Below are 18,868 nucleotides of genomic sequence, written 5' to 3'. Positions count from 1 at the left end.
AATCTCTTTATTATAGGGTTCGGCTTTACCGCACTCGTCATCACCTGCATTTTTGCCATGCGCGGCGGCACGATCTGACGCGACGCAACACAACCATCACGGGCGCAGCAGGGTTTCCCCCAGGAAGCTCGCCGACGATTCGCGCACGGCGCGCAGCATGAATTCGCGCAGCACCCGGATGCGCGGCGCGGCCACCACATCGATGTGACAGCTCATCCAGTATTCGCGCACCAGATGCATCTCGCGCGGCAGGACGGGCACCAGTTCCGGATGGCGGCTGGCGATGAAATAGGGCAGCACGCACAGCCCATAGCCGATCTGCGTGGCGATAAGCTGCGCATGGATGCTGGAGCTTTGATAGGTGCAGCGCTGCCCCGGCAGGATTTCGCGCATATAGTCGAGGCCGGGCGTGAACACCATGTCGTCGATATAGCCGATGAAGGGATGCCGGGCCATGTCCTCGCGCGTCCTGATCGGCGGATGCCGCGCCAGATAATCGCGATGGCCGTAGATGAAAAGGCGATAGGGCGTCAGTTTTTCGCTGTGATAAGGCCCGGTGCGGGGCATATGCAGCGTGATCGACAATTCCGCCTCGCGGCGTGACAGCGACATGATCTGCTGGATCGTCACCACTTCCACGAACAGGCTTGGATAGGATTGCGCCAGCACCGGCAGGCGGTCGGCAAGAAAGAAATTGCCGAAGCCTTCCAGCGTCGAAAGGCGCACCACGCCCGACAGTGCGGCCAGATTGCCCGTGGCCTCGGTCTGGAACTTCATCGCCTCGCGTTCCATCACCTCGGCGGATGTCACCAGCCGCTCGCCGATCGGCGTCAGCAGATAGCCGCGCGGATTGCGCTCGAAAAGCTTGGTCGAAAGGGCCTGTTCCAGCCGGTCGATCCGGCGCAGGACGGTGACATGGCTGGTGCGCAACTGCCGCGCCGCGGTGGAAAGCTGGCCGGTGCGCGCGACCGCCAGAAAATATTGCAGATCGTCCCATGTGAACTGCCGCATGTGCCTCTCCCAAACGGTAGCGATTGTCTTCGCCATCCTGTCTGTACGTTTTTGCACAGACATTGTTCAAAAATTGTTGTTCGTGTACGCATTTGTCAATGCTACCGTTCCAGTTCAAAGCCCGGACCGAGGAAAAAACCGGGTGGAAGCAGGGGCAGCCCGTCACGAGGAAGACGGCCCGCCTATCTGAAAAGGACTGCTTCACAAGGAGGATACCGTGCGGCTTTCCGTGACGGTTTATGGTGTTATTGGGAGGAGCACTTCATGAAATGTCTCGCACTTGCAACGGCAGCGCTTTTCGCCGCCACGGCCATCTCGGCGGCGGCGGAAATTTCCGACGGCAAGGTCAAGATCGGCATTTTGAACGACCAGTCCGGCGTTTATGCCGATTTCGGCGGCAAATGGTCGTTCGAGGCGGCCAAGATGGCAGCCGAGGATTTTGGCGGCAAGGTGCTTGATGCGCCGATCGAGATCATCACCGCCGATCACCAGAACAAACCGGACGTGGCCTCGAACATTGCGCGCCAGTGGTACGACACCGAGCAGGTCGATTCCATCATGGAACTGACGACCTCGTCGGTCGGCCTTGCGGTACAGGCCCTGTCGAAAGACAAGAAGAAGATCACCATCAACACCGGCGCCGCCACATCGGAACTGACCGGCAAGCAGTGCACGCCCTATGGCTTCCACTGGGCCTATGACACCCATGCGCTGGCCGTCGGCACCGGCGGCTCGCTTGTGCAGCAGGGCGGCGATACATGGTATTTCCTCACCGCCGATTATGCCTTCGGCTATTCGCTGGAAGACCAGACCAGCAAGTTCGTCGAATCCAAGGGCGGCAAGGTGCTGGGTTCCGTGCGTCATCCGCTGGCAACCACCGACTATTCCTCCTTCCTGTTGCAGGCACAGGCTTCCGGCGCGAAAGTGGTCGGCCTTGCCAATGCCGGTCTCGACACATCGAATGCGATCAAGCAGGCGGCTGAATTCGGCATCGTCGCCGGTGGTCAGCGTCTTGCTGCATTGCTCTTCACGCTTGCGGAAGTGCACGGCCTCGGCCTTGAAGCCGCTCAAGGGTTGACGCTGACGGAAGGCTTCTACTGGGATCGCGACGATGAATCGCGTGCCTTCGGCAAGCGCTTCTTCGAGCGCACGGGCCGTATGCCGAACATGGTTCAGGCGGGCACCTACTCCGCCGTCCTTCAATATCTGAAGGCGATCAAGGAGGCAGGCACCGACGAAACCGAGGCCGTTGCCAAGAAGCTGCATGAAATGCCGGTCGAAGATGTCTTTGCCCGTCATGGCAAGGTCGGCCCCAACGGACGCATGATCTACGACATGTATCTGATGGAAGTGAAGAAGCCGGATGAAAGCAAGGCGCCCTGGGATTATTATAAGGTTCTTGCGACCATTCCGGGCGACCAGGCTTACATGAAGCCGGAAGAAAGCGGCTGCCCGCTGGTAACGCAGTAAGAGGCTGGTTGAATGAACGCAGCAACTGGCAATAGGGCGGCCCTGCATGAGGCAGGGCCGAAGGATGGCGGCGCCTCCGGTGGCCGGACGGTTCTTTCGGCGCGCGGACTGGGCAAGTCGTTTGGCGGCTTTCATGCGGTCAGGAATGTCGATCTCGATGTGGAACATGCCCGCGTGCACGCGCTGATCGGCCCGAACGGCGCGGGCAAGACGACCGTGTTCAACCTCCTGACCAAGTTCCTGCAGCCATCGAGCGGCGAGATCACGCTTCTGGGCGAGACCATCACCAGGACCGATCCGGCCAGGGTGGCCCGCATGGGGCTGGTGCGCTCGTTCCAGATTTCGGCCACCTTTCCGCATCTCACCGTCTTGGAAAACGTCAAGGTCGCGCTGCAACGCCCCAACGGGCTTGCCACGCAGTTCTGGCGTCCGCTGTCGGCGCTGGACCGGCTCGATGCGCAGGCGATTTCGCTTCTGGAGCGCGTCGGCCTGGCCGATGCCCGCCATGCGCTGGCCGCCGATCTGTCCTATGGCCGCAAGCGCGCGCTTGAGATCGCCACCACGCTGGCGCTCGATCCCAAGGTGCTGCTGCTCGATGAGCCGATGGCCGGCATGGGTCATGAAGACGTCCACATCATTGCCGCCCTCATTGCCGATGTGGCGAAGGACCGCGCGGTGCTGATGGTGGAACACAATCTCAAGGTGGTGGCCGACATTGCCCACCACGTCACGGTGCTGCAGCGCGGCGAAATTCTCGCCTCCGGCAATTATGCCGCCGTCTCCAGGGACGAGCGCGTGCGCACCGCCTATATGGGAACCGAACATGAATAGAGGCCAACCGCTCCTGTCCGTGCGCGGGCTCAATGCCTGGTATGGCGAAAGCCATGCCCTGCACGGCGTCGACCTCGACATCTGGCCCGGCGAAACGATCACGCTTCTGGGCCGCAACGGCGTCGGCAAGACGACGACGCTGCGCGCCATCATGGGCATCATCCGCAAGCGCACCGGCACCATCACCCTCGACGGCAAGGATATCATGCGCGTGCCGCTGCACCGCATCGCCCATGCGGGCCTGGGCTTCGTGCCGGAGGAGCGCGGCATCTTCGCCACGCTCAGCGTGCACGAAAACCTGCTTTTGCCGCCGGTCGTCGCCAAAAGCGGCCAAAGCACCATGTCTCTGGATGAGATCTACGAACTCTTTCCCAACCTGCATGAGCGCCGTAACAGCCCCGGCACCAAGCTTTCGGGCGGCGAACAGCAGATGCTGGCCATTGCCCGCATCCTGCGCACCGGGGTCAAGGTGCTGCTGCTGGACGAGCCGACGGAAGGCTTGGCGCCCGTCATCGTGCAGCGCATCGGCGATGTGCTGGTGGAACTGAAGAAACGCGGCATGACCGTGCTTCTGGTCGAGCAGAATTTCCGTTTTGCCGCCAAGGTCGCCGACCGCTTCTACCTCATGGATCATGGCGTGGTGACGGAAAATTTCCCCACCGCCGAACTGCCCGCCCGCATGGCGGCGCTCACGCACGCGCTGGGGGTCTGAATGACAATGATTTTTGGAATACCCTTGCAGGCCCTTCTCGGGCAATTGCTGGTCGGCCTCATCAATGGCTCGTTCTATGCCATGCTGAGCCTCGGCCTTGCCATCATCTTCGGGCTCCTGCGCATCATCAACTTCGCCCATGGCGCGCAATATATGCTGGGCGCCTTCGTCGGCTATCTGCTGTTGAGCTGGCTCGGCATCGGTTACTGGCCGGCGCTGATCCTCGCCCCGCTCATCGTCGGGCTGGGCGGGGCCATCATCGAGCGCGTGGCGCTGTCGCGGCTTTATAATCTCGATCCGCTCTATGGCCTGCTCTTCACCTTCGGCCTTGCACTGGTGATCGAAGGCACATTCCGCTATTATTACGGCGCTGCCGGTCAGCCCTATGCGGTGCCGTCATCCCTTGCGGGCGGGCATAATCTGGGCTTCATGTTCCTGCCGAACTATCGCGCCTGGGTGGTCGTCGCCTCGCTCTTCGTCTGCCTCGGCACCTGGCTTCTGATCGAAAAGACCAAGCTCGGCGCTTACTTGCGCGCCGCGACGGAAAACCCGACGCTGGTAAAAGCCTTCGGCATCAATGTGCCGCTGCTTTTGACCTTCACCTATGCGCTCGGTGCCGCCCTTGCCGGTCTTGCGGGCATCATGGCCGCGCCGATCTATCAGGTCAGCCCGCTGATGGGCTCCAACATCATCATCGTGGTCTTTGCCGTGGTGGTGGTCGGCGGCATGGGCTCGATCCTCGGTGCCATCATCACCGGCTATGTGCTGGGGCTGGCGGAAGGGCTTACCAAGGTCTTCTATCCGGAAGCCTCCAGCATCGTCATCTTCGTCATCATGGCTATCGTTCTTCTGGTGCGCCCCGCCGGACTGTTCGGGAAGGAGGCCTGACATGGCTGATACCGCTCTCAAGGCCACCGCCGCCCACGCCAAGGCCCCTGCCGTCAACAGCCTCTCCGCCGTCATCCTCGGCATTGCCCTTGTCGGGCTGCTGGCCGCGCCCTTCATGGTCTATCCGATCTTCCTGATGAAGATGCTGTGCTTTGCGCTATTCGCCTCCGCCTTCAATCTTCTGCTGGGCTATACCGGCATCTTGTCCTTCGGCCATGCCGCCTTCTTCGGCGGGGCGGCCTATATCACCGCCCATACGGTCAAGGTCTGGGGCGTCACGCCGGAGCTTGGGCTCGTGCTCGGCATCCTTGCCGCTGCCGCCCTTGGCCTCGTCATCGGCTATCTCGCCATCCGCCGTCAGGGCATCTATTCGACGATGATCACGCTGGCATTGGCGCAGATGTTCTTCTTCTTCTGCCTGCAAGCCGCCTTCACCCATGGCGAGGACGGATTGCAGGGCGTGCCGCGCGGATATCTCTTCGGCCTCATCGACCTCAACCAGCCGATGAACATGTATTATTTCGTGCTGGCTGTGTTCGTGCTCGGCGTCTTCGTCATCTGGCGCATCATCAATTCGCCCTTCGGCATGATCCTGAAATCGGTGCGCGAAAATGAAAACCGCGCCGTGTCGCTGGGCTATTCCGTCAACCGCTACAAGCTTGCAGCCTTTGTCATGTCGGCAGCGCTTGCCGGTCTTGCAGGCGGGCTGAAAGCGCTCGTCTTCCAGTTCGCGACGCTCACCGATGTCGGCTGGCAGATGTCGGGCGAAGTGATCCTGATGACGCTGCTCGGCGGCATCGGCACGCTGATCGGCCCCATCGTGGGTGCTGCCTTCGTCGTCGCGCTGCAAAACTGGCTCGCAACCTCCGACTTCCCCGTCACCATCGTCACGGGCCTCATCTTCATGGCCTGCGTTCTTCTCTTCCGGAAAGGGATCGTCGGCGAGATCTACGCATCGCGGATTGGAAAGAAACTCTTCGGTTAAAACTGGCCTGCGGGGTGGCTGAAAACCCCGCCAATTGACTGGATATGACATCATGACCGACACCTACGATTACATCGTGGTTGGCGCGGGCACGGCTGGTTGCGCGCTTGCGAACCGCCTTTCCGCCGACCAGAACCGTTCCGTGCTGCTGCTGGAGGCTGGCGGAAAGGACAATTACGCCTGGATTCACATCCCCGTCGGCTATCTTTACTGCATCGGCAATCCGCGCACCGACTGGTGTTTCACCACCGAGGCCGAACCGGGGCTGAACGGCCGCTCATTGGGCTATCCGCGCGGCAAGGTGCTTGGCGGCTGCTCCTCCATCAACGGCATGATCTATATGCGCGGCCAGGCGCGCGACTACGACCTGTGGCGTCAGGCCGGTTGCGAAGGCTGGGGCTGGGACGACGTGCTGCCGCTGTTCAGGAAATCGGAGGATTATTTTGCAGGCGCGAGCGATCTGCATGGCGCGGGCGGCGAATGGCGGGTGGAAAACGCGCGCCTGCACTGGGATATCCTCGATGCATTTCGTGATGCCGCAGTTGCCGCAGGCATTCCCGCCACCGACGATTTCAATCGCGGCGACAATGAAGGCGTATCCTATTTCAAGGTCAACCAGAAGCGCGGCATACGCTGGAACACGGCCAAGGCGTTTCTGCGCCCGGCGCTGGATCGCAAAAACCTGACGGTCGAAACCGGCGCGCATGTGCGCCGCATCGAGATCGAGGAGCTGCGCGCCACCGGCGTCACCTTCGACCAGAACGGCACCACCCGCACGGTGAAGGCAAGGCGCGAGGTCATTCTCGCCGCCGGTGCTGTCGGCTCACCGCAAATCCTCGAATTGTCGGGCGTCGGGCGCGGCGACGTGCTGCAACAGGCGGGCATCCCGCTCAAACTGGAACGCAGGCAGCTTGGCGAAAACCTTCAGGACCATCTGCAATTGCGCTGCGCCTATAAGGTCAGCGGCATTCCGACGCTGAACGAGAAGGCAAGCAGGCTTGTCGGCAAGGCGATGATCGGGCTGGAATATCTGCTGCGCCGGTCCGGGCCGATGTCGATGGCACCAAGCCAGCTTGGCGTCTTCACCCGCTCCGACCCGTCCTATGAAACCGCCAATCTGCAATATCACGTGCAGCCGCTCAGCCTCGAAAAATTCGGCGAGGCCGTGCACCCCTTCCCCGCCTTTACGGCCAGCGTGTGCAATCTGCGCCCCGACAGCCGCGGCTCGATCCATATCAAATCGCCGGATCACCGGACCCAACCGGCGATCAGGCCGAATTATCTGGCGACCGAAAGCGACCGCCGCGTGGCCGCCGACGCGATCCGCCTCACCCGCCATATCGTGGCGCAGGCGCCCTTGCAGAAATTCCGCCCGGAGGAGTTCAAGCCCGGCCCTGCTTACGAAACGCAAGCGCAACTGGAAAAGGCGGCTGGCGATATCGGCACCACGATCTTCCACCCGGTCGGCACTTGCCGCATGGGGCAGGACGCGGAGGCAATCGTCGATCCGCGCCTGCGCTTCAACGGCATTGCGGGCCTGCGCGTGGCCGACGCCTCCGTCATGCCGGCCATCACGTCGGGCAACACCAACTCGCCGACGCTGATGATCGCCGAAAAGGCCGCGCAGATGATTATTGCCGACAATCGATAGACCGGATTCCTGTGAAGAGAGCGGGCGGAAATGGCAATCCGCCCGCCCTCGCGCGAACGCAATTTCGCCATTGCGGCCTCGCCAATTTCTGAAATAATTTTCCTTGTTTATTGCCCGGTAAAAGGGAATTATCGGCAACAAGGTGGGCAGGGGGAGAAAGATCATCTCAAAAGATCGCTTTCCGGGACCGGCTCTCCACAATGTTCAGCTAAGGAAAACAACAATGTCGTCAGCCCTTTCCCGTTATGCTTTGACCCGCCGCGCCGGTCTGAAAGCCCTTCTCTTCACCGCAGCCGCATTGACCGTCGGCTTTGCTTCCGCGCCAAGCCATGCGGAAGACAAGACCATCAAGGTCGGCATCATGGGCGGCGAGGACGAAGACGTCTGGAAAGTCGTTGCCGAGGAAGGCAAGAAGCACGGCCTCAACATCGAGCGCGTGACCTTCAACGACTACAACCAGCCGAACGAAGCCCTGGAACGCAAGGAAATCGACGCCAACGCTTTCCAGCACAAGCCTTATCTGGACGAGCAGATCAAGCAGCACGGCTATAAGATTTCGGTTGCCGGTTACACCGCCGTCTGGCCGATCGGCATCTATTCGCGCAAGGTGAAGAGCCTTGAGGAACTGAAGGACGGCGCCACCGTCGGCGTGCCGAACGACCCGACCAATGAAGGCCGCGCGCTGCGCGTTCTGGAAGCCCACGGCCTCATCAAGCTGAAGCCGGATGCGGGCGTTCTGGCAACGCCGCTCGACATTGTGGAAAACCCCAAGAAGATCGAGATCAAGGAACTCGACGCCGGTGTCGTCGGCCGTTCCATCGACGATCTTGACGCGGCGATCGTCAACAATGACTGGGCCGCGAAAGCCGGGTTGAAGAAGGAAGAAGCCATCGGCTGGGAATCGAAGGAAAACAATCCCTACAACAACTTCATCGCGGTGCGCACCGCCGATCTCGACCAGCCCTGGGTCAAGGATCTGGTTGCTTCGTTCCAGAACGATGCCGTGAAGGCCGAACTCGACCGCGCCTACAAGGGCACCGGCATCCCGGCCTGGAATTAATAGCTTTTGACGCCTGAAAGGCCGCGCCGGAACTGTTTCCGGCGCGGCTTTTATTGACGTAGCGACAAAAATTGCCCTAAAGCATCGCCACAGCTAAAGCCGATGGCTCAAACCGGGCATCATCCTTTCCTTGAAGCCTTAATAGAACAGGCCGCTATTCAACGCGGCCTCTACAGACATAGAAGAAACGACCGTGACCCTTAACTCGCCACCCGCCACATCAGCGCCCATCGTCGAGATGAAAGACGTGCGCCGAATGTTCGGTGAAACGGCAGCCATCAACGGCGTTTCGCTTTCCGTCGCGCGCGGCGAAATCCTCGGCATCATCGGCCGCAGCGGCGCGGGCAAGTCCACGCTGATCCGCTGCGTCAACGGCCTTGAAAAGCCGGATGCGGGCTCGATCCTGATCGAGGGGCGCGAAATCACCGGCCTTGGCGAAGATGCGCTGCGCCCGGTGCGCCGCCGCATCGGCATGGTGTTCCAGCATTTCAACCTGCTGTCGGCCAAGACGGTTGCCGAAAACATCGCCCTGCCGCTGAAGATCGCGGGCAAGCCGAAGGCCGAGCGGATCAGGCGCGTCGCCGAACTTCTGGACCTGGTCGGCCTTTCCGACAAGGCAAGGCATTATCCGGCCCAGCTTTCCGGCGGCCAGAAACAGCGCGTCGGCATTGCCCGCGCGCTTGCCGCCGAACCGGCCGTGCTGCTTTCGGATGAGGCCACATCCGCGCTCGACCCGGAAACCACGCAGTCCATTCTGGCGCTCCTGAAAGACATCAACACCAAGCTTGGCCTGACCATCCTGCTCATCACGCATGAGATGGAGGTGATCCGCCGCATCGCCGACCGCGTGATCGTGCTCGACCATGGCGGGATTGCCGAGGAAGGCCCGGTCTGGAAGGTCTTCGCCAATCCGCAATCGCCCGTCACGCAGAGCATGTTGCAGGTGCTGACGCCGGAACTGCCCGCCATCTGGCGTGACCGGCTGGAAAAATCCGGCAATCTGGCCGTGCTGAAAGTCAAACTGTCGGGTGCTGCCGCCAGGGGCGCATTCTTCAACGACGTGGCTGCGGCCACCGGCCTTGCGCCGCAATTGATCCATGGCGGCATGGATACGATCCAGGGCGAGCCGGTCGGCACGCTCTTCATCGGCCTGCCTGCCGACGACAAGGCGAAGCTCGACGCCGCCATCACCTATCTCGACACCCATGCAGACGCCACGGAGGTTCTCGGCTATGTCTCAGGCAATGCTTGATCTTCTCTGGCGCTCCTTCTGGGAGACCATCATCATGACCGGCTTTTCGAGCCTGATCTCGCTCGTCGTCGGTCTGCCGCTCGCCCTCATCATGATCCTGACCGAGCGCGGCGGCCTTGCCCAGAACCTGACGGTCAACACCATTCTCGGCGCGATCATCAACGGCTTCCGCTCGGTTCCGTTCATCATCCTGCTGGTGGCGCTCATTCCCGTCACGCGCTTCATCGTCGGCACCTCCATCGGCACATGGGCCTCCATCGTGCCGCTGTCGATTGCCGCCATCCCCTATTATGCGCGCATTGCGGAAGTGTCGCTGCGCGAAGTGGACCATGGCCTCATCGAAGCCGCGCGCTCCATGGGCGCCAACCGCTGGACCATCGTGCGTGAAGTGCTGGTTCCCGAAGCCCTGCCCGGCATCATCGCCGGTTTTACCGTGACCATCATCACGCTTGTCGGCGCTTCGGCCATGGCGGGCGCCATCGGCGCGGGCGGTCTTGGCGATCTTGCCATCCGCTACGGCTATCAGCGCTTTGAAACGCAGATCATGGTCGCCGTGGTGATTATTCTCATCATCATGGTCTGCGGCATCCAGTGGATCGGCGACCGGCTGGTCAACCGTCTCGACAAGCGCAATCTGCGCGCCTAGAGCACATCCCGAAAAGTGGGAACCGGTTTTGGGATAAGATGTGCGTGAAAAACAAACAGTTAGAGCGACAATCTGATTGAATCTGATCGTCGCTCTAATCGAGAATTATCGCTTCCTCTCGCGGAAACCCGCTTCCAGCGTGTTTCCGTCGGGATCGAAGACCAGCGCCGCGTAATAGCCCATCTCTTCCGGTCCCTGATAGCCGGGGCCGCCGCTATCCCTGCCGCCTGCCTTGAGTGCGGCCTGATGAAAAGCCTCCACCGCCTCGCGGCTTCCGGCGGTGAACATCAGGTGCAGGCGGTCGCCCGGCCTGTCCGCGCCGTCGTCTGCCTCATCGTGGCTGCCGTGAATCCACAGGAACGGGACCGGCGCCCGCTCTCCCCCGCTGACGAAGAAGCCGCTGCCCGACCGGGCAATGACTTCCAGGCCAAGCTCCGGCATGCAGCTTTCGTAGAACGAAAGGCTGCGATTGACGTTGCGGGCCTTGAATCCGATGTGATCGAAGAGCGACATGGCATTCAATATATCGCGGCCAATTATAAAGAAAAGCGGTGCTCGCCCAATTTGGGAAGCGCCGCCCTTACCGTGCCGTCTATGTGGAAGCCTATCCCCGCGTGCGGGCCAGTCCGTCCTTTGCGGGCTGGTACTTCGGATCGAGCTGCACCGCGCGGGCGTAGGAATTGGCGGCCTTCGCCTTGTCGCCATTGTGCTCGTAGACAAGCGCCTGGTTGGCCCAGCTTTCCGCCACATTCTGGTCGAGCGTGATGGCCGTGTTGAAATCATCGAAGGCGTTGTCGTAGTCGCCCAGCGCCACATAGGAAATGCCGCGGCCATTATAGGGCTCCGGCGCCGTGGAATTGAGCGAAATCGCCTTGGAGAAATCCTCGATGGCCTGCTTGTGCTGGCCCTTGGCCTGATAGATCAGGCCGCGATTGTGATAGGCGCGGCCATCCGTCGTCTGTAGCGCAATGGCCTGGTTGAAGTCGCTGAGCGCCTGATCGAGACGGCCCGCCTGACGGTAGACATTGCCGCGGCCGATATAGGCGGCGTCATATTGCGGATTGAGCTGGATGGCCTTGCTGTAATCCTGCGCGGCCTTGGCGCTGTCGCCCATATAGCGATAGACCAGCGCGCGATTGGCATAGGCCTGATAGAAATTCGGATTGAGCGCTATCGCCTGATCGAAATCGCGCAGCGCCTCCTTGTAGCGCCCGGCCTTGCCATAGGCGGAGCCGCGCACATTATAGCCTTCCGGATCGCGTGGATTGCCTTGAATCACGCTCGTCAGCGAGCTGATGTTCTCGCTCGACCCCTGCGCACGGTCAACCGTGCTGAGCGCCGTCGTCGTGGAGCTTTGGCAGCCCGCGACGGTCAAAGCCAGAAGTGCGGTGGCAAGAATGAGGCCGTTTCGGCCTGCTCCACCCAATGCCTCAATTCCTGAAACCCTGGTTCCAGACGATTGCATCACCTTTAAGCGCGTGGGCAACGACTGCATTCCTTTCAGCTCGCAATGGGGCGCACGGCCCTCCTGCTTGTTCTCCATCCCGTGCCGGACCCGGTTCATGGGCCTTGCTTCCGCCGGACTATCCTATCTGTTAGAGCGGCTCCGGTTAAAACGGAATCGCTCGAACCGCTCTAACTGTTTGTTTCGCCGCATTTTCCTCACGCAAAACCGCTTCGCACTTTTGGCTTGGAAATGCTCTACAGCACTATACTGGCCTCAACCACCAGATAAAAACAGCAAAAAGCCGCGGTTCCCGAGATTGGTCCGCCTGCGGATATCCGGATCGAAAGTTGGATATCCCAATTATTTGCTTTTACACATAATAGCGCACGCGAAGTCCATAAACTTTTCGTAACGCCGCATTAAAAATCGAAGCGGCATAAATGAAACTATAGCCCGCCGCCATAAACCGCTTCCCACGGCGACGGAAACGATCCTGAAACGCATTCGATCCGATTGAAGGATATCGACGCTCTATCTATTTGTTTTCACGCATTATCCGACGCATCGAAGCGGGATCGGAAATCAACCCGGCGGACTGAATTCCCCGCATAGGCGCTTCGCACTTTGGCCCGAAAATGCTCTTAATATCTGACATCAAAACGTGCAAAATCCGGCACAGGCCCGAAGCCGCACCGGAAAGCAAAAAGGCGCCGCAACCGCAGCGCCTGTATGACCGTCGATCAGCGTGCGCCCGAACGACCGCCGATGAGGCCTTCGCGCTGTGCGCGCTTGCGGGCCAGCTTGCGGGCGCGGCGAACGGCTTCCGCCTTTTCGCGGGCGCGCTTTTCGGACGGCTTTTCATAGTGGCCGCGCATCTTCATTTCGCGGAAGATACCTTCGCGCTGCATCTTTTTCTTGAGAGCGCGGAGAGCCTGATCAACATTATTATCGCGGACGAGTACCTGCACGTGTATTCCCGTATCGGTTAGAATTTCGGTTAAGCCTGAGGCCGTTAGGGGGTCTTTTAACGATTTCAGCCGGTCTGACCGGCCGATCAACGCCCAAAGGCTCCCAAGCTTCGCAACGGATACGCTGCAAATTGGTCGTGGCTATTACCAGAAAGAGCCCAGCCTGTCCACCTCAAGATGCAACTTTGCCCACCGCCTTGCGCGAAATAGCGGCTTGCGCACGATTTACTATGGCCGCGGCCCGGCGAATAGGTTAATTGCCCCCTGTTTCCCGCATAATTCGGCCTCAATGGCTGCCCATAGCATTTTGCCAGCAAACCGATAGTGCCTCCTCTCATTTTATCCGATTCTCCTGATGCTTCTCCGCAAACGACTCGTCATCCAGTTCACAGGCTATGAAGGTCTGCACCCCAAGGCCGTTCGCGTGCGCCATGCGCAGGCGCTGAAGGATTTCGACCGCCTGTGGAAGGCAAAGACAAAACTGCCGCCCATGACGGAAGAGCCACACGATTGCGGCACGCTGACCGCCACCACCACAGGCAATGGCTGGCAGACGGAGACGGAATTCTGCCAGTTCGGCACGGCGGATATTTTCGACGATTACGCCGCGCGTCCGACACCGAAGCGCATGCTGACCGGCTTTCACGCCTTCATGAACATCCTCTTCACCGGAACGCTGTGGCGCTATCTGACGACAAGCTGGCGCTTTGTCCTGTTTTTCCTGTGGCCTTTCCTGCTGTCGCTGGCGATTCTGGCCATTGCCGCCCTCATCGCCTTCGCACCGCTGGCGGCAGGCTTTTCGGCCCTGCATCTCTTCTGGTCGGTGCCGCTTGCCGCCGTCGTCGCAACGCTGCTCGTGCGCAAGCCCGGCGACAGGTTTTTCATGTCCTATCTGCTGGATGACTGGTCGGCGGCCTATGACCGCATCCATGGCCGCAACGAGAAGCTGAACCAGCGCCGCAGGGCCTTCGCCGAAGCGCTGAAACGGAAGATCGAGGAAAGCCAGGCCGATGAAGTCATCATCGTTGCGCATAGTCTGGGCACCGTCCCCGCTGTCGAGGCGCTTGCCGACCTGCAACGCGAGCGGCCCGATCTTCTGACAAAACAGCCCGTATCGCTGCTGGCCATCGGCTCATGCCTGATGATGATCGCACTGCACCCCAGGGCGAAATCATTGCGCGAAGATGTTCGTGTGGTGATCGATGAAAGCCCGGTCCTGTGGTCGGAATTTCAGGTGCTGACCGACATCATCCACTTCTACGGCTCGGACCCGGTCAGGGCCCTGAAGATAAAGACCGTCCATCCGCCGCTCATCCACCGCATCCGCTTCAAGAATGTGCACAGCGATAACCGCTACAAGCGCTCCAAGGGCAATTTCTTCGTGATGCATCTGCTTTATATGCGCGGGGCGGAAAAGAAGAATTTCTACGATTTCGGCATGTTCCTGCACGGCCCGTTCTTGTTCCGCGAACTGATGACGGAGCACAAAGGAAAAGCCGCCTCTCTCGATGAAGAAGGACGGCTTCCGGCTTCGTATCGCGAAGCGGCTTGAACCCCGATTGCCTAACCTTCCGGCGGCGCTACCACAGCAATCGTCAGCCAGGTTGCCGTCAGCGCGGGCTTCAGCGAATTTTCGATTTCGAGCGTCACATCATAGTGATTGACCACGCGGCCTGACGGGCGAATATCTGCATCCGCCAGCTTGAAGCGCGCGCGCACGCGCGAACCCGTCTTGACCGGCGACAGGAAGCGCAGCTTGTCGAAGCCGTAATTGATGCCCATCGTGGCCCCTTCCAGCATCGGCAGCGCCTCATAGGCCAGCGTCGAGAGCAGCGACAGCGTCAGGAAGCCATGCGCGATGGTGCCGCCAAACGGCGTCTCCCTGGCGGCGCGTTCCGGATCGACATGAATGAACTGATGATCGTCGGTTGCATCCGCGAACTGGTTGATCATTTCCTGCGTGACTTCGCGCCATTCGGAACATCCGATTTCCGTGCCGATGGCCTCGCGCAACTGGTCGAGCGTGATTGCGTCTTTCATTCGGTGGCTATTCCTGCTGATGTGATTTGCCTTGTGTTTAACCAATAAAGCCTGGTGTCTGAATCAAAAAGTGGCAGGCCGTGGCGAAAATGGTGATTTCGAGAACCGGAGCGCAATGTACTTAAATGTACATGAGCACCGGAAGCGCAGAAATTGCCATTTGCAGTCCGGCATGGCGGCTTTTAGATCAGACACCTAGTCGGCAACCAGAATTTCCCGTGCAATATCATTCCAGTGGGAGAAAACCTGATGCGCGCCTTTGGCCGAAAGCCGCTCGGCATGGCCCTCATAAGTGTGTCCGCCGCCTGTATAGCCAAACGCGGTCATCCCCGCAGCGATGGCCCCTTCGACGCCAAAGGGCGAATCCTCGATCACCACGCAGCGCGCCGGATCGACGCCCATCTTCTCCGCCGCAAACAGGAACAGGTCCGGCGCGGGCTTGCCGCGCTTGACCATGCTGGACGAATAGACCGCATCGCCGAAATAATGGCTGATGCCGGTCTTTTCCAGGCTGAACGCGATGCGCTCGGGCTGCGACGACGAGGCCACGCAGCGCTTTTGCGGCAGCTCGCGCAGGAAGTCGGCAATACCGACGGTCGGTTGCAGCGCTTGCGCGAACAGGATTTTGGTCGCGGGCCAAAACTGGCTCGTCGCCTCCTCCGGCAGGCGATGCCCGGTCATGTCCTCGATCATCTTCATGATATCGGCCTGCTTCATGCCGATACCCTTCGCGACCGTGCCTTCCGGCAGCTTCATGCCGTGATCGGCATAGACCTTTTCGAATGCAAGACAGGAAAGCGGCTCGCTATCGACAAGCACACCGTCGCAATCGAAGATCACGAGATCGAAGGGGGATACGCTGCTCATTTTGGCTCCAGTGACATGCCTATTTTGTCGCGCAGTTTGGAGGTGCGCGTCCCTCGGTGTTGATATAGAGACTGTTGATCCAATACGCATCTATATCAACACAAGCGTGACAAATTTATCCCGCCTGCGCGGTTCTGACATTTTGCGGAGAGTTTCATGACGACAAATGTGGCACTGGTTGGACTGGCGCGCGATCTCGCGGCGCGGGCTGAAACCGGCAAGCCGATCCGCATCGGTCTGATCGGCGCGGGCGAAATGGGCACGGACATCGTCACGCAGGTGGCGCGGATGCAGGGCATCGAAGTCGGCGCACTTTCCGCCCGCAGGCTTCCCAACACATTCAAAGCCGTCCGCACCGCCTATGGCGACGACGACAACGCGCGCGAAGCCAACACCGAAACCGCGATGACGAGCGCCATCGAAGCGGGGCGGATCGCCGTCACCGACGACAACGACCTGATCCTTTCCAACCCGCTCATCGATGTCATCATCGACGCGACCGGCATTCCGGAAGTGGGTGCGGACACCGGCATCAAGGCGATCCGCAACGGCAAGCACCTTGTCATGATGAATGTCGAGGCGGATGTCACCATCGGCCCGTACCTCAAGGCCGAGGCCGACAGGCAGGGCGTGATCTATTCGCTGGGCGCGGGCGACGAGCCTTCATCGTGCATGGAGCTGATCGAATTCGTTTCGGCGCTTGGCTATGAAGTTGTCTCGGCTGGCAAGGGCAAGAACAACCCGCTCAATTTCGATGCGATCCCCGACGATTATCAAGAAGAAGCCGACCGCCGGAACATGAATGTGCGCCTGCTGGTCGAATTCATCGACGGCTCGAAAACAATGGTCGAAATGGCGGCGATTGCCAATGCCACGGGCCTTGTGCCGGACATTGCGGGCATGCACGGCCCCCGCGCCAGCATCGACCAGCTGAGCCAGACGCTGATCCCGCAGGCTGACGGCGGCGTTCTCGGCAAAAGCGGCGTGGTTGATTATTCCATCGGCAAGGGCGTTTCGCCGGGGGTTTTCGTCGTGGCCAAGATGGACCACCCTCGCCTCAATGAGCGGCTGGAAGATCTGAAAATCGGCAAGGGCCCCTATTTCACCTTCCACCGGCCCTATCATCTCACATCGCTTGAGGTGCCGCTGACGGTTGCCCGTGTGGTCCTGCACGGCAAGACCGACATGGTGCCGCTGCCGAAGCCGGTGGCGGAAGTCTGCGCTGTGGCCAAAAAGGACATGCAGCCCGGCGACCGGCTCGATGCCATCGGCCAATATTGCTACCGCTCATGGATCATGACGGTGCCGGAAGCGCGCGCCGCGAAGGCCATCCCCTGCGGCCTGCTGCAGAACGGCACGGTCATCGCGCCGATCAGGAAGGGCGAACTCATCACCTATGCCAATGCCGCGCCGCAGCCCGGCTCCAGGATCGCGGAACTGCGGGCGTTGCAGGATGCCATGTTAGGGCAGTAGGGCAGTAAGGCAGTAGGGCAGTATGTTTAGAGATTAAGGGAGTAAGGGAGTAAGGGAGTAAGGGAGTAAGGGAGTAAGGGAGTAAGGGAGTAAGGCGAATAGGGGGAGCATGTTTGCAAGTCAAACATACTGCCCTACTGCCTTACTGCCCTATTGCCTTCCCTTAGTGATCCAGCGCCTTCACAATGCTCTCGACCATCTTCTTCGCGTCGGCGAAGAGCATCATGGTGTTGTCGCGGAAGAAGAGTTCGTTCTCCACGCCCGCATAGCCGGAACCCATGCCGCGCTTGATGAAGAGGACCGTTCCGGCCTTGTCGACATCGAGGATCGGCATGCCGAAGATCGGTGACTTCGGATCGGTCTTCGCCGCCGGATTGGTGACGTCGTTGGCGCCAATCACGAAGGCCACATCGGCGGTCGCGAATTCCGAATTGATGTCTTCCAGCTCGAAAACTTCGTCGTAAGGCACGTTTGCCTCGGCCAGAAGCACGTTCATATGCCCCGGCATACGGCCCGCGACAGGATGGATGGCATATTTCACTTCCACGCCTTCCGCCTTCAGCTTGTCGGCCATTTCACGCAGCGCATGCTGCGCCTGCGCCACCGCCATGCCATAGCCCGGCACGATGATGACCTTGGAAGCGTTCTTCATGATGAAGGCCGCATCGTCGGCAGAACCCTGCTTGACCGGGCGCTGCTCGACCTCGCCAGCCGGACCGCCGGACGTATCGCCGCCAAAGCCGCCGAGAATGACCGAGATGAACGAGCGGTTCATGCCCTTGCACATGATGTAGGACAGGATCGCACCCGAAGACCCGACCAAAGCGCCGGTGATGATCAGCGCCAGATTGCCAAGCGTGAAGCCGATGCCTGCCGCAGCCCAGCCCGAATAGGAGTTCAGCATCGAAACGACCACCGGCATGTCCGCGCCGCCAATCGGGATGATGATGAGCACGCCGAAGGCAAGCGCCAGAAGCACGATCAGCCAGAACACGAAATGACTTTCGGTGTTGGTGAGCACGACGATCAGCAGCACGATTGCCGCGGCCAGAGCCGCATTGATGACATGGCGGCCCGGCAGCATGATCGGCTTGCCCGACATGCGGCCATCGAGTTTCAGAAAGGCGATGATCGAGCCGGTGAAGGTGATCGCGCCAATGGCCACGCCCAGCGACATTTCGATCAACGCCTGACCGTGGATCTGGCCCACTTCGCCAATCCCGAAGGAATGCGGCGAGTAGAGTGCGGCTGCGGCCACCAGAACGGCGGCAAGGCCGATCAGCGAGTGGAAGGCGGCGACAAGCTGCGGCATCGCCGTCATGGCGATGCGGCGCGCAATGACGGCGCCGATGCCGCCGCCAATGGCGATGCCGACGATAATCAGCACCAGACCGCCGAAGCTCGGACGCACCAGCAGAAGCGTGGTGACGATGGAAATCGCCATGCCGATCATGCCGTACATATTGCCCTGACGGCTGGTCGTGGGATGCGACAGGCCGCGCAGCGCCAGAATGAAAAGAACGCCGGAGACGAGATAAAGGAAGGCTGCGAGATTAACGCTCATAAT

General features: G+C 60.3%; 18 protein-coding genes. 11 read left to right on the top strand and 7 right to left on the bottom strand.

All coding sequences use genetic code 11. The features are described from left to right. Positions 1 to 96: 96 nt before the first annotated feature. Complete coding sequence (locus AVM02_RS18975) at positions 97 to 1,011, bottom strand: LysR family transcriptional regulator (RefSeq protein ID WP_411508456.1); 915 nt, start codon at positions 1,009 to 1,011, stop codon at positions 97 to 99. Between the two features lie 264 nt (positions 1,012 to 1,275). Here AVM02_RS18975 and AVM02_RS18970 point away from each other — a divergent pair, with 264 nt between their 5' ends. The 9 genes from AVM02_RS18970 to AVM02_RS18930 all read left to right on the top strand — a co-directional run bounded on the left by AVM02_RS18970 (position 1,276) and on the right by AVM02_RS18930 (position 10,506). Next, positions 1,276 to 2,481: an ABC transporter substrate-binding protein gene (locus tag AVM02_RS18970; protein WP_411508455.1), complete on the top strand. Its 1,206-nt coding sequence runs from the start codon at positions 1,276 to 1,278 to the stop codon at positions 2,479 to 2,481. Positions 2,482 to 2,493: 12 nt separating this feature from the next. Beyond that, on the top strand, positions 2,494 to 3,312 hold the full coding sequence (locus AVM02_RS18965; protein WP_411508454.1) for an ABC transporter ATP-binding protein: 819 nt from the start codon (positions 2,494 to 2,496) through the stop codon (positions 3,310 to 3,312). Next, on the top strand, positions 3,305 to 4,024 hold the full coding sequence (locus tag AVM02_RS18960) for an ABC transporter ATP-binding protein (RefSeq protein WP_411508453.1): 720 nt from the start codon (positions 3,305 to 3,307) through the stop codon (positions 4,022 to 4,024). The genes AVM02_RS18965 and AVM02_RS18960 overlap by 8 nt, the downstream gene beginning before the upstream one ends. Next, positions 4,025 to 4,912 carry a branched-chain amino acid ABC transporter permease gene (locus AVM02_RS18955; RefSeq protein ID WP_411508452.1) on the top strand — a complete coding sequence of 296 codons (888 nt, stop codon included), beginning with the start codon at positions 4,025 to 4,027 and terminating at the stop codon, positions 4,910 to 4,912. 1 nt (position 4,913) lies between these two features. Then, complete coding sequence (locus AVM02_RS18950; RefSeq protein ID WP_411508451.1) at positions 4,914 to 5,897, top strand: branched-chain amino acid ABC transporter permease; 984 nt, start codon at positions 4,914 to 4,916, stop codon at positions 5,895 to 5,897. A gap of 52 nt (positions 5,898 to 5,949) precedes the next feature. Beyond that, positions 5,950 to 7,548 carry a GMC family oxidoreductase gene (locus tag AVM02_RS18945; protein ID WP_411508450.1) on the top strand — a complete coding sequence of 533 codons (1,599 nt, stop codon included), beginning with the start codon at positions 5,950 to 5,952 and terminating at the stop codon, positions 7,546 to 7,548. 223 nt (positions 7,549 to 7,771) lie between these two features. Continuing rightward, on the top strand, positions 7,772 to 8,608 hold the full coding sequence (locus AVM02_RS18940; RefSeq protein WP_411508449.1) for a MetQ/NlpA family ABC transporter substrate-binding protein: 837 nt from the start codon (positions 7,772 to 7,774) through the stop codon (positions 8,606 to 8,608). A 193-nt stretch (positions 8,609 to 8,801) separates the two neighbouring features. After that, the gene (locus tag AVM02_RS18935; RefSeq protein WP_411508448.1) at positions 8,802 to 9,860 is read left to right on the top strand and encodes a methionine ABC transporter ATP-binding protein; all 1,059 of its coding nucleotides are present in this window, start codon (positions 8,802 to 8,804) and stop codon (positions 9,858 to 9,860) included. Next, complete coding sequence (locus AVM02_RS18930) at positions 9,841 to 10,506, top strand: methionine ABC transporter permease (protein ID WP_411508447.1); 666 nt, start codon at positions 9,841 to 9,843, stop codon at positions 10,504 to 10,506. The genes AVM02_RS18935 and AVM02_RS18930 overlap by 20 nt, the downstream gene beginning before the upstream one ends. A gap of 105 nt (positions 10,507 to 10,611) precedes the next feature. Here AVM02_RS18930 and AVM02_RS18925 read toward each other — a convergent pair whose 3' ends face one another. The 3 genes from AVM02_RS18925 to rpsU form a co-directional block, all read right to left on the bottom strand. After that, positions 10,612 to 11,019, bottom strand: coding sequence for a VOC family protein (locus AVM02_RS18925; RefSeq protein ID WP_411508446.1), 408 nt, complete (start codon positions 11,017 to 11,019; stop codon positions 10,612 to 10,614). A 91-nt stretch (positions 11,020 to 11,110) separates the two neighbouring features. After that, positions 11,111 to 12,001: a tetratricopeptide repeat protein gene (locus tag AVM02_RS18920; protein WP_411508445.1), complete on the bottom strand. Its 891-nt coding sequence runs from the start codon at positions 11,999 to 12,001 to the stop codon at positions 11,111 to 11,113. A gap of 692 nt (positions 12,002 to 12,693) precedes the next feature. Further along, a complete protein-coding gene (gene rpsU, locus AVM02_RS18915; protein WP_185919214.1) occupies positions 12,694 to 12,921 on the bottom strand; it encodes a 30S ribosomal protein S21 in 228 nt (75 codons plus the stop codon). 355 nt (positions 12,922 to 13,276) lie between these two features. Here rpsU and AVM02_RS18910 point away from each other — a divergent pair, with 355 nt between their 5' ends. Beyond that, positions 13,277 to 14,473 (top strand): alpha/beta hydrolase, encoded by a 1,197-nt coding sequence (locus tag AVM02_RS18910; RefSeq protein WP_411508444.1) that lies wholly within the window; start codon positions 13,277 to 13,279, stop codon positions 14,471 to 14,473. Positions 14,474 to 14,484: 11 nt separating this feature from the next. Here AVM02_RS18910 and AVM02_RS18905 read toward each other — a convergent pair whose 3' ends face one another. Beyond that, positions 14,485 to 14,961: a MaoC family dehydratase gene (locus AVM02_RS18905; RefSeq protein ID WP_411508443.1), complete on the bottom strand. Its 477-nt coding sequence runs from the start codon at positions 14,959 to 14,961 to the stop codon at positions 14,485 to 14,487. A gap of 195 nt (positions 14,962 to 15,156) precedes the next feature. Next, positions 15,157 to 15,828, bottom strand: a complete 672-nt coding sequence (locus AVM02_RS18900; RefSeq protein WP_411508442.1) for an HAD family hydrolase — start codon at positions 15,826 to 15,828, stop codon at positions 15,157 to 15,159. A 156-nt stretch (positions 15,829 to 15,984) separates the two neighbouring features. Between AVM02_RS18900 and AVM02_RS18895 the strand changes: the two genes are divergently transcribed. Further along, positions 15,985 to 17,301, top strand: a complete 1,317-nt coding sequence (locus AVM02_RS18895; protein WP_411508441.1) for a 1-deoxy-D-ribulose 5-phosphate reductoisomerase — start codon at positions 15,985 to 15,987, stop codon at positions 17,299 to 17,301. Positions 17,302 to 17,464: 163 nt separating this feature from the next. Here AVM02_RS18895 and AVM02_RS18890 read toward each other — a convergent pair whose 3' ends face one another. Then, positions 17,465 to 18,865, bottom strand: a complete 1,401-nt coding sequence (locus AVM02_RS18890; protein WP_411508440.1) for an NAD(P)(+) transhydrogenase (Re/Si-specific) subunit beta — start codon at positions 18,863 to 18,865, stop codon at positions 17,465 to 17,467. Between the last annotated feature and the right edge of the window lie 3 nt (positions 18,866 to 18,868).

The organism is Brucella anthropi (assembly GCF_046630315.1).
GTDB classification, from domain to species: domain Bacteria; phylum Pseudomonadota; class Alphaproteobacteria; order Rhizobiales; family Rhizobiaceae; genus Brucella; species Brucella anthropi_A.
Note: the sequence above shows the minus strand (reverse complement) of the source record. Positions and strands in the feature narration are given on the sequence as shown.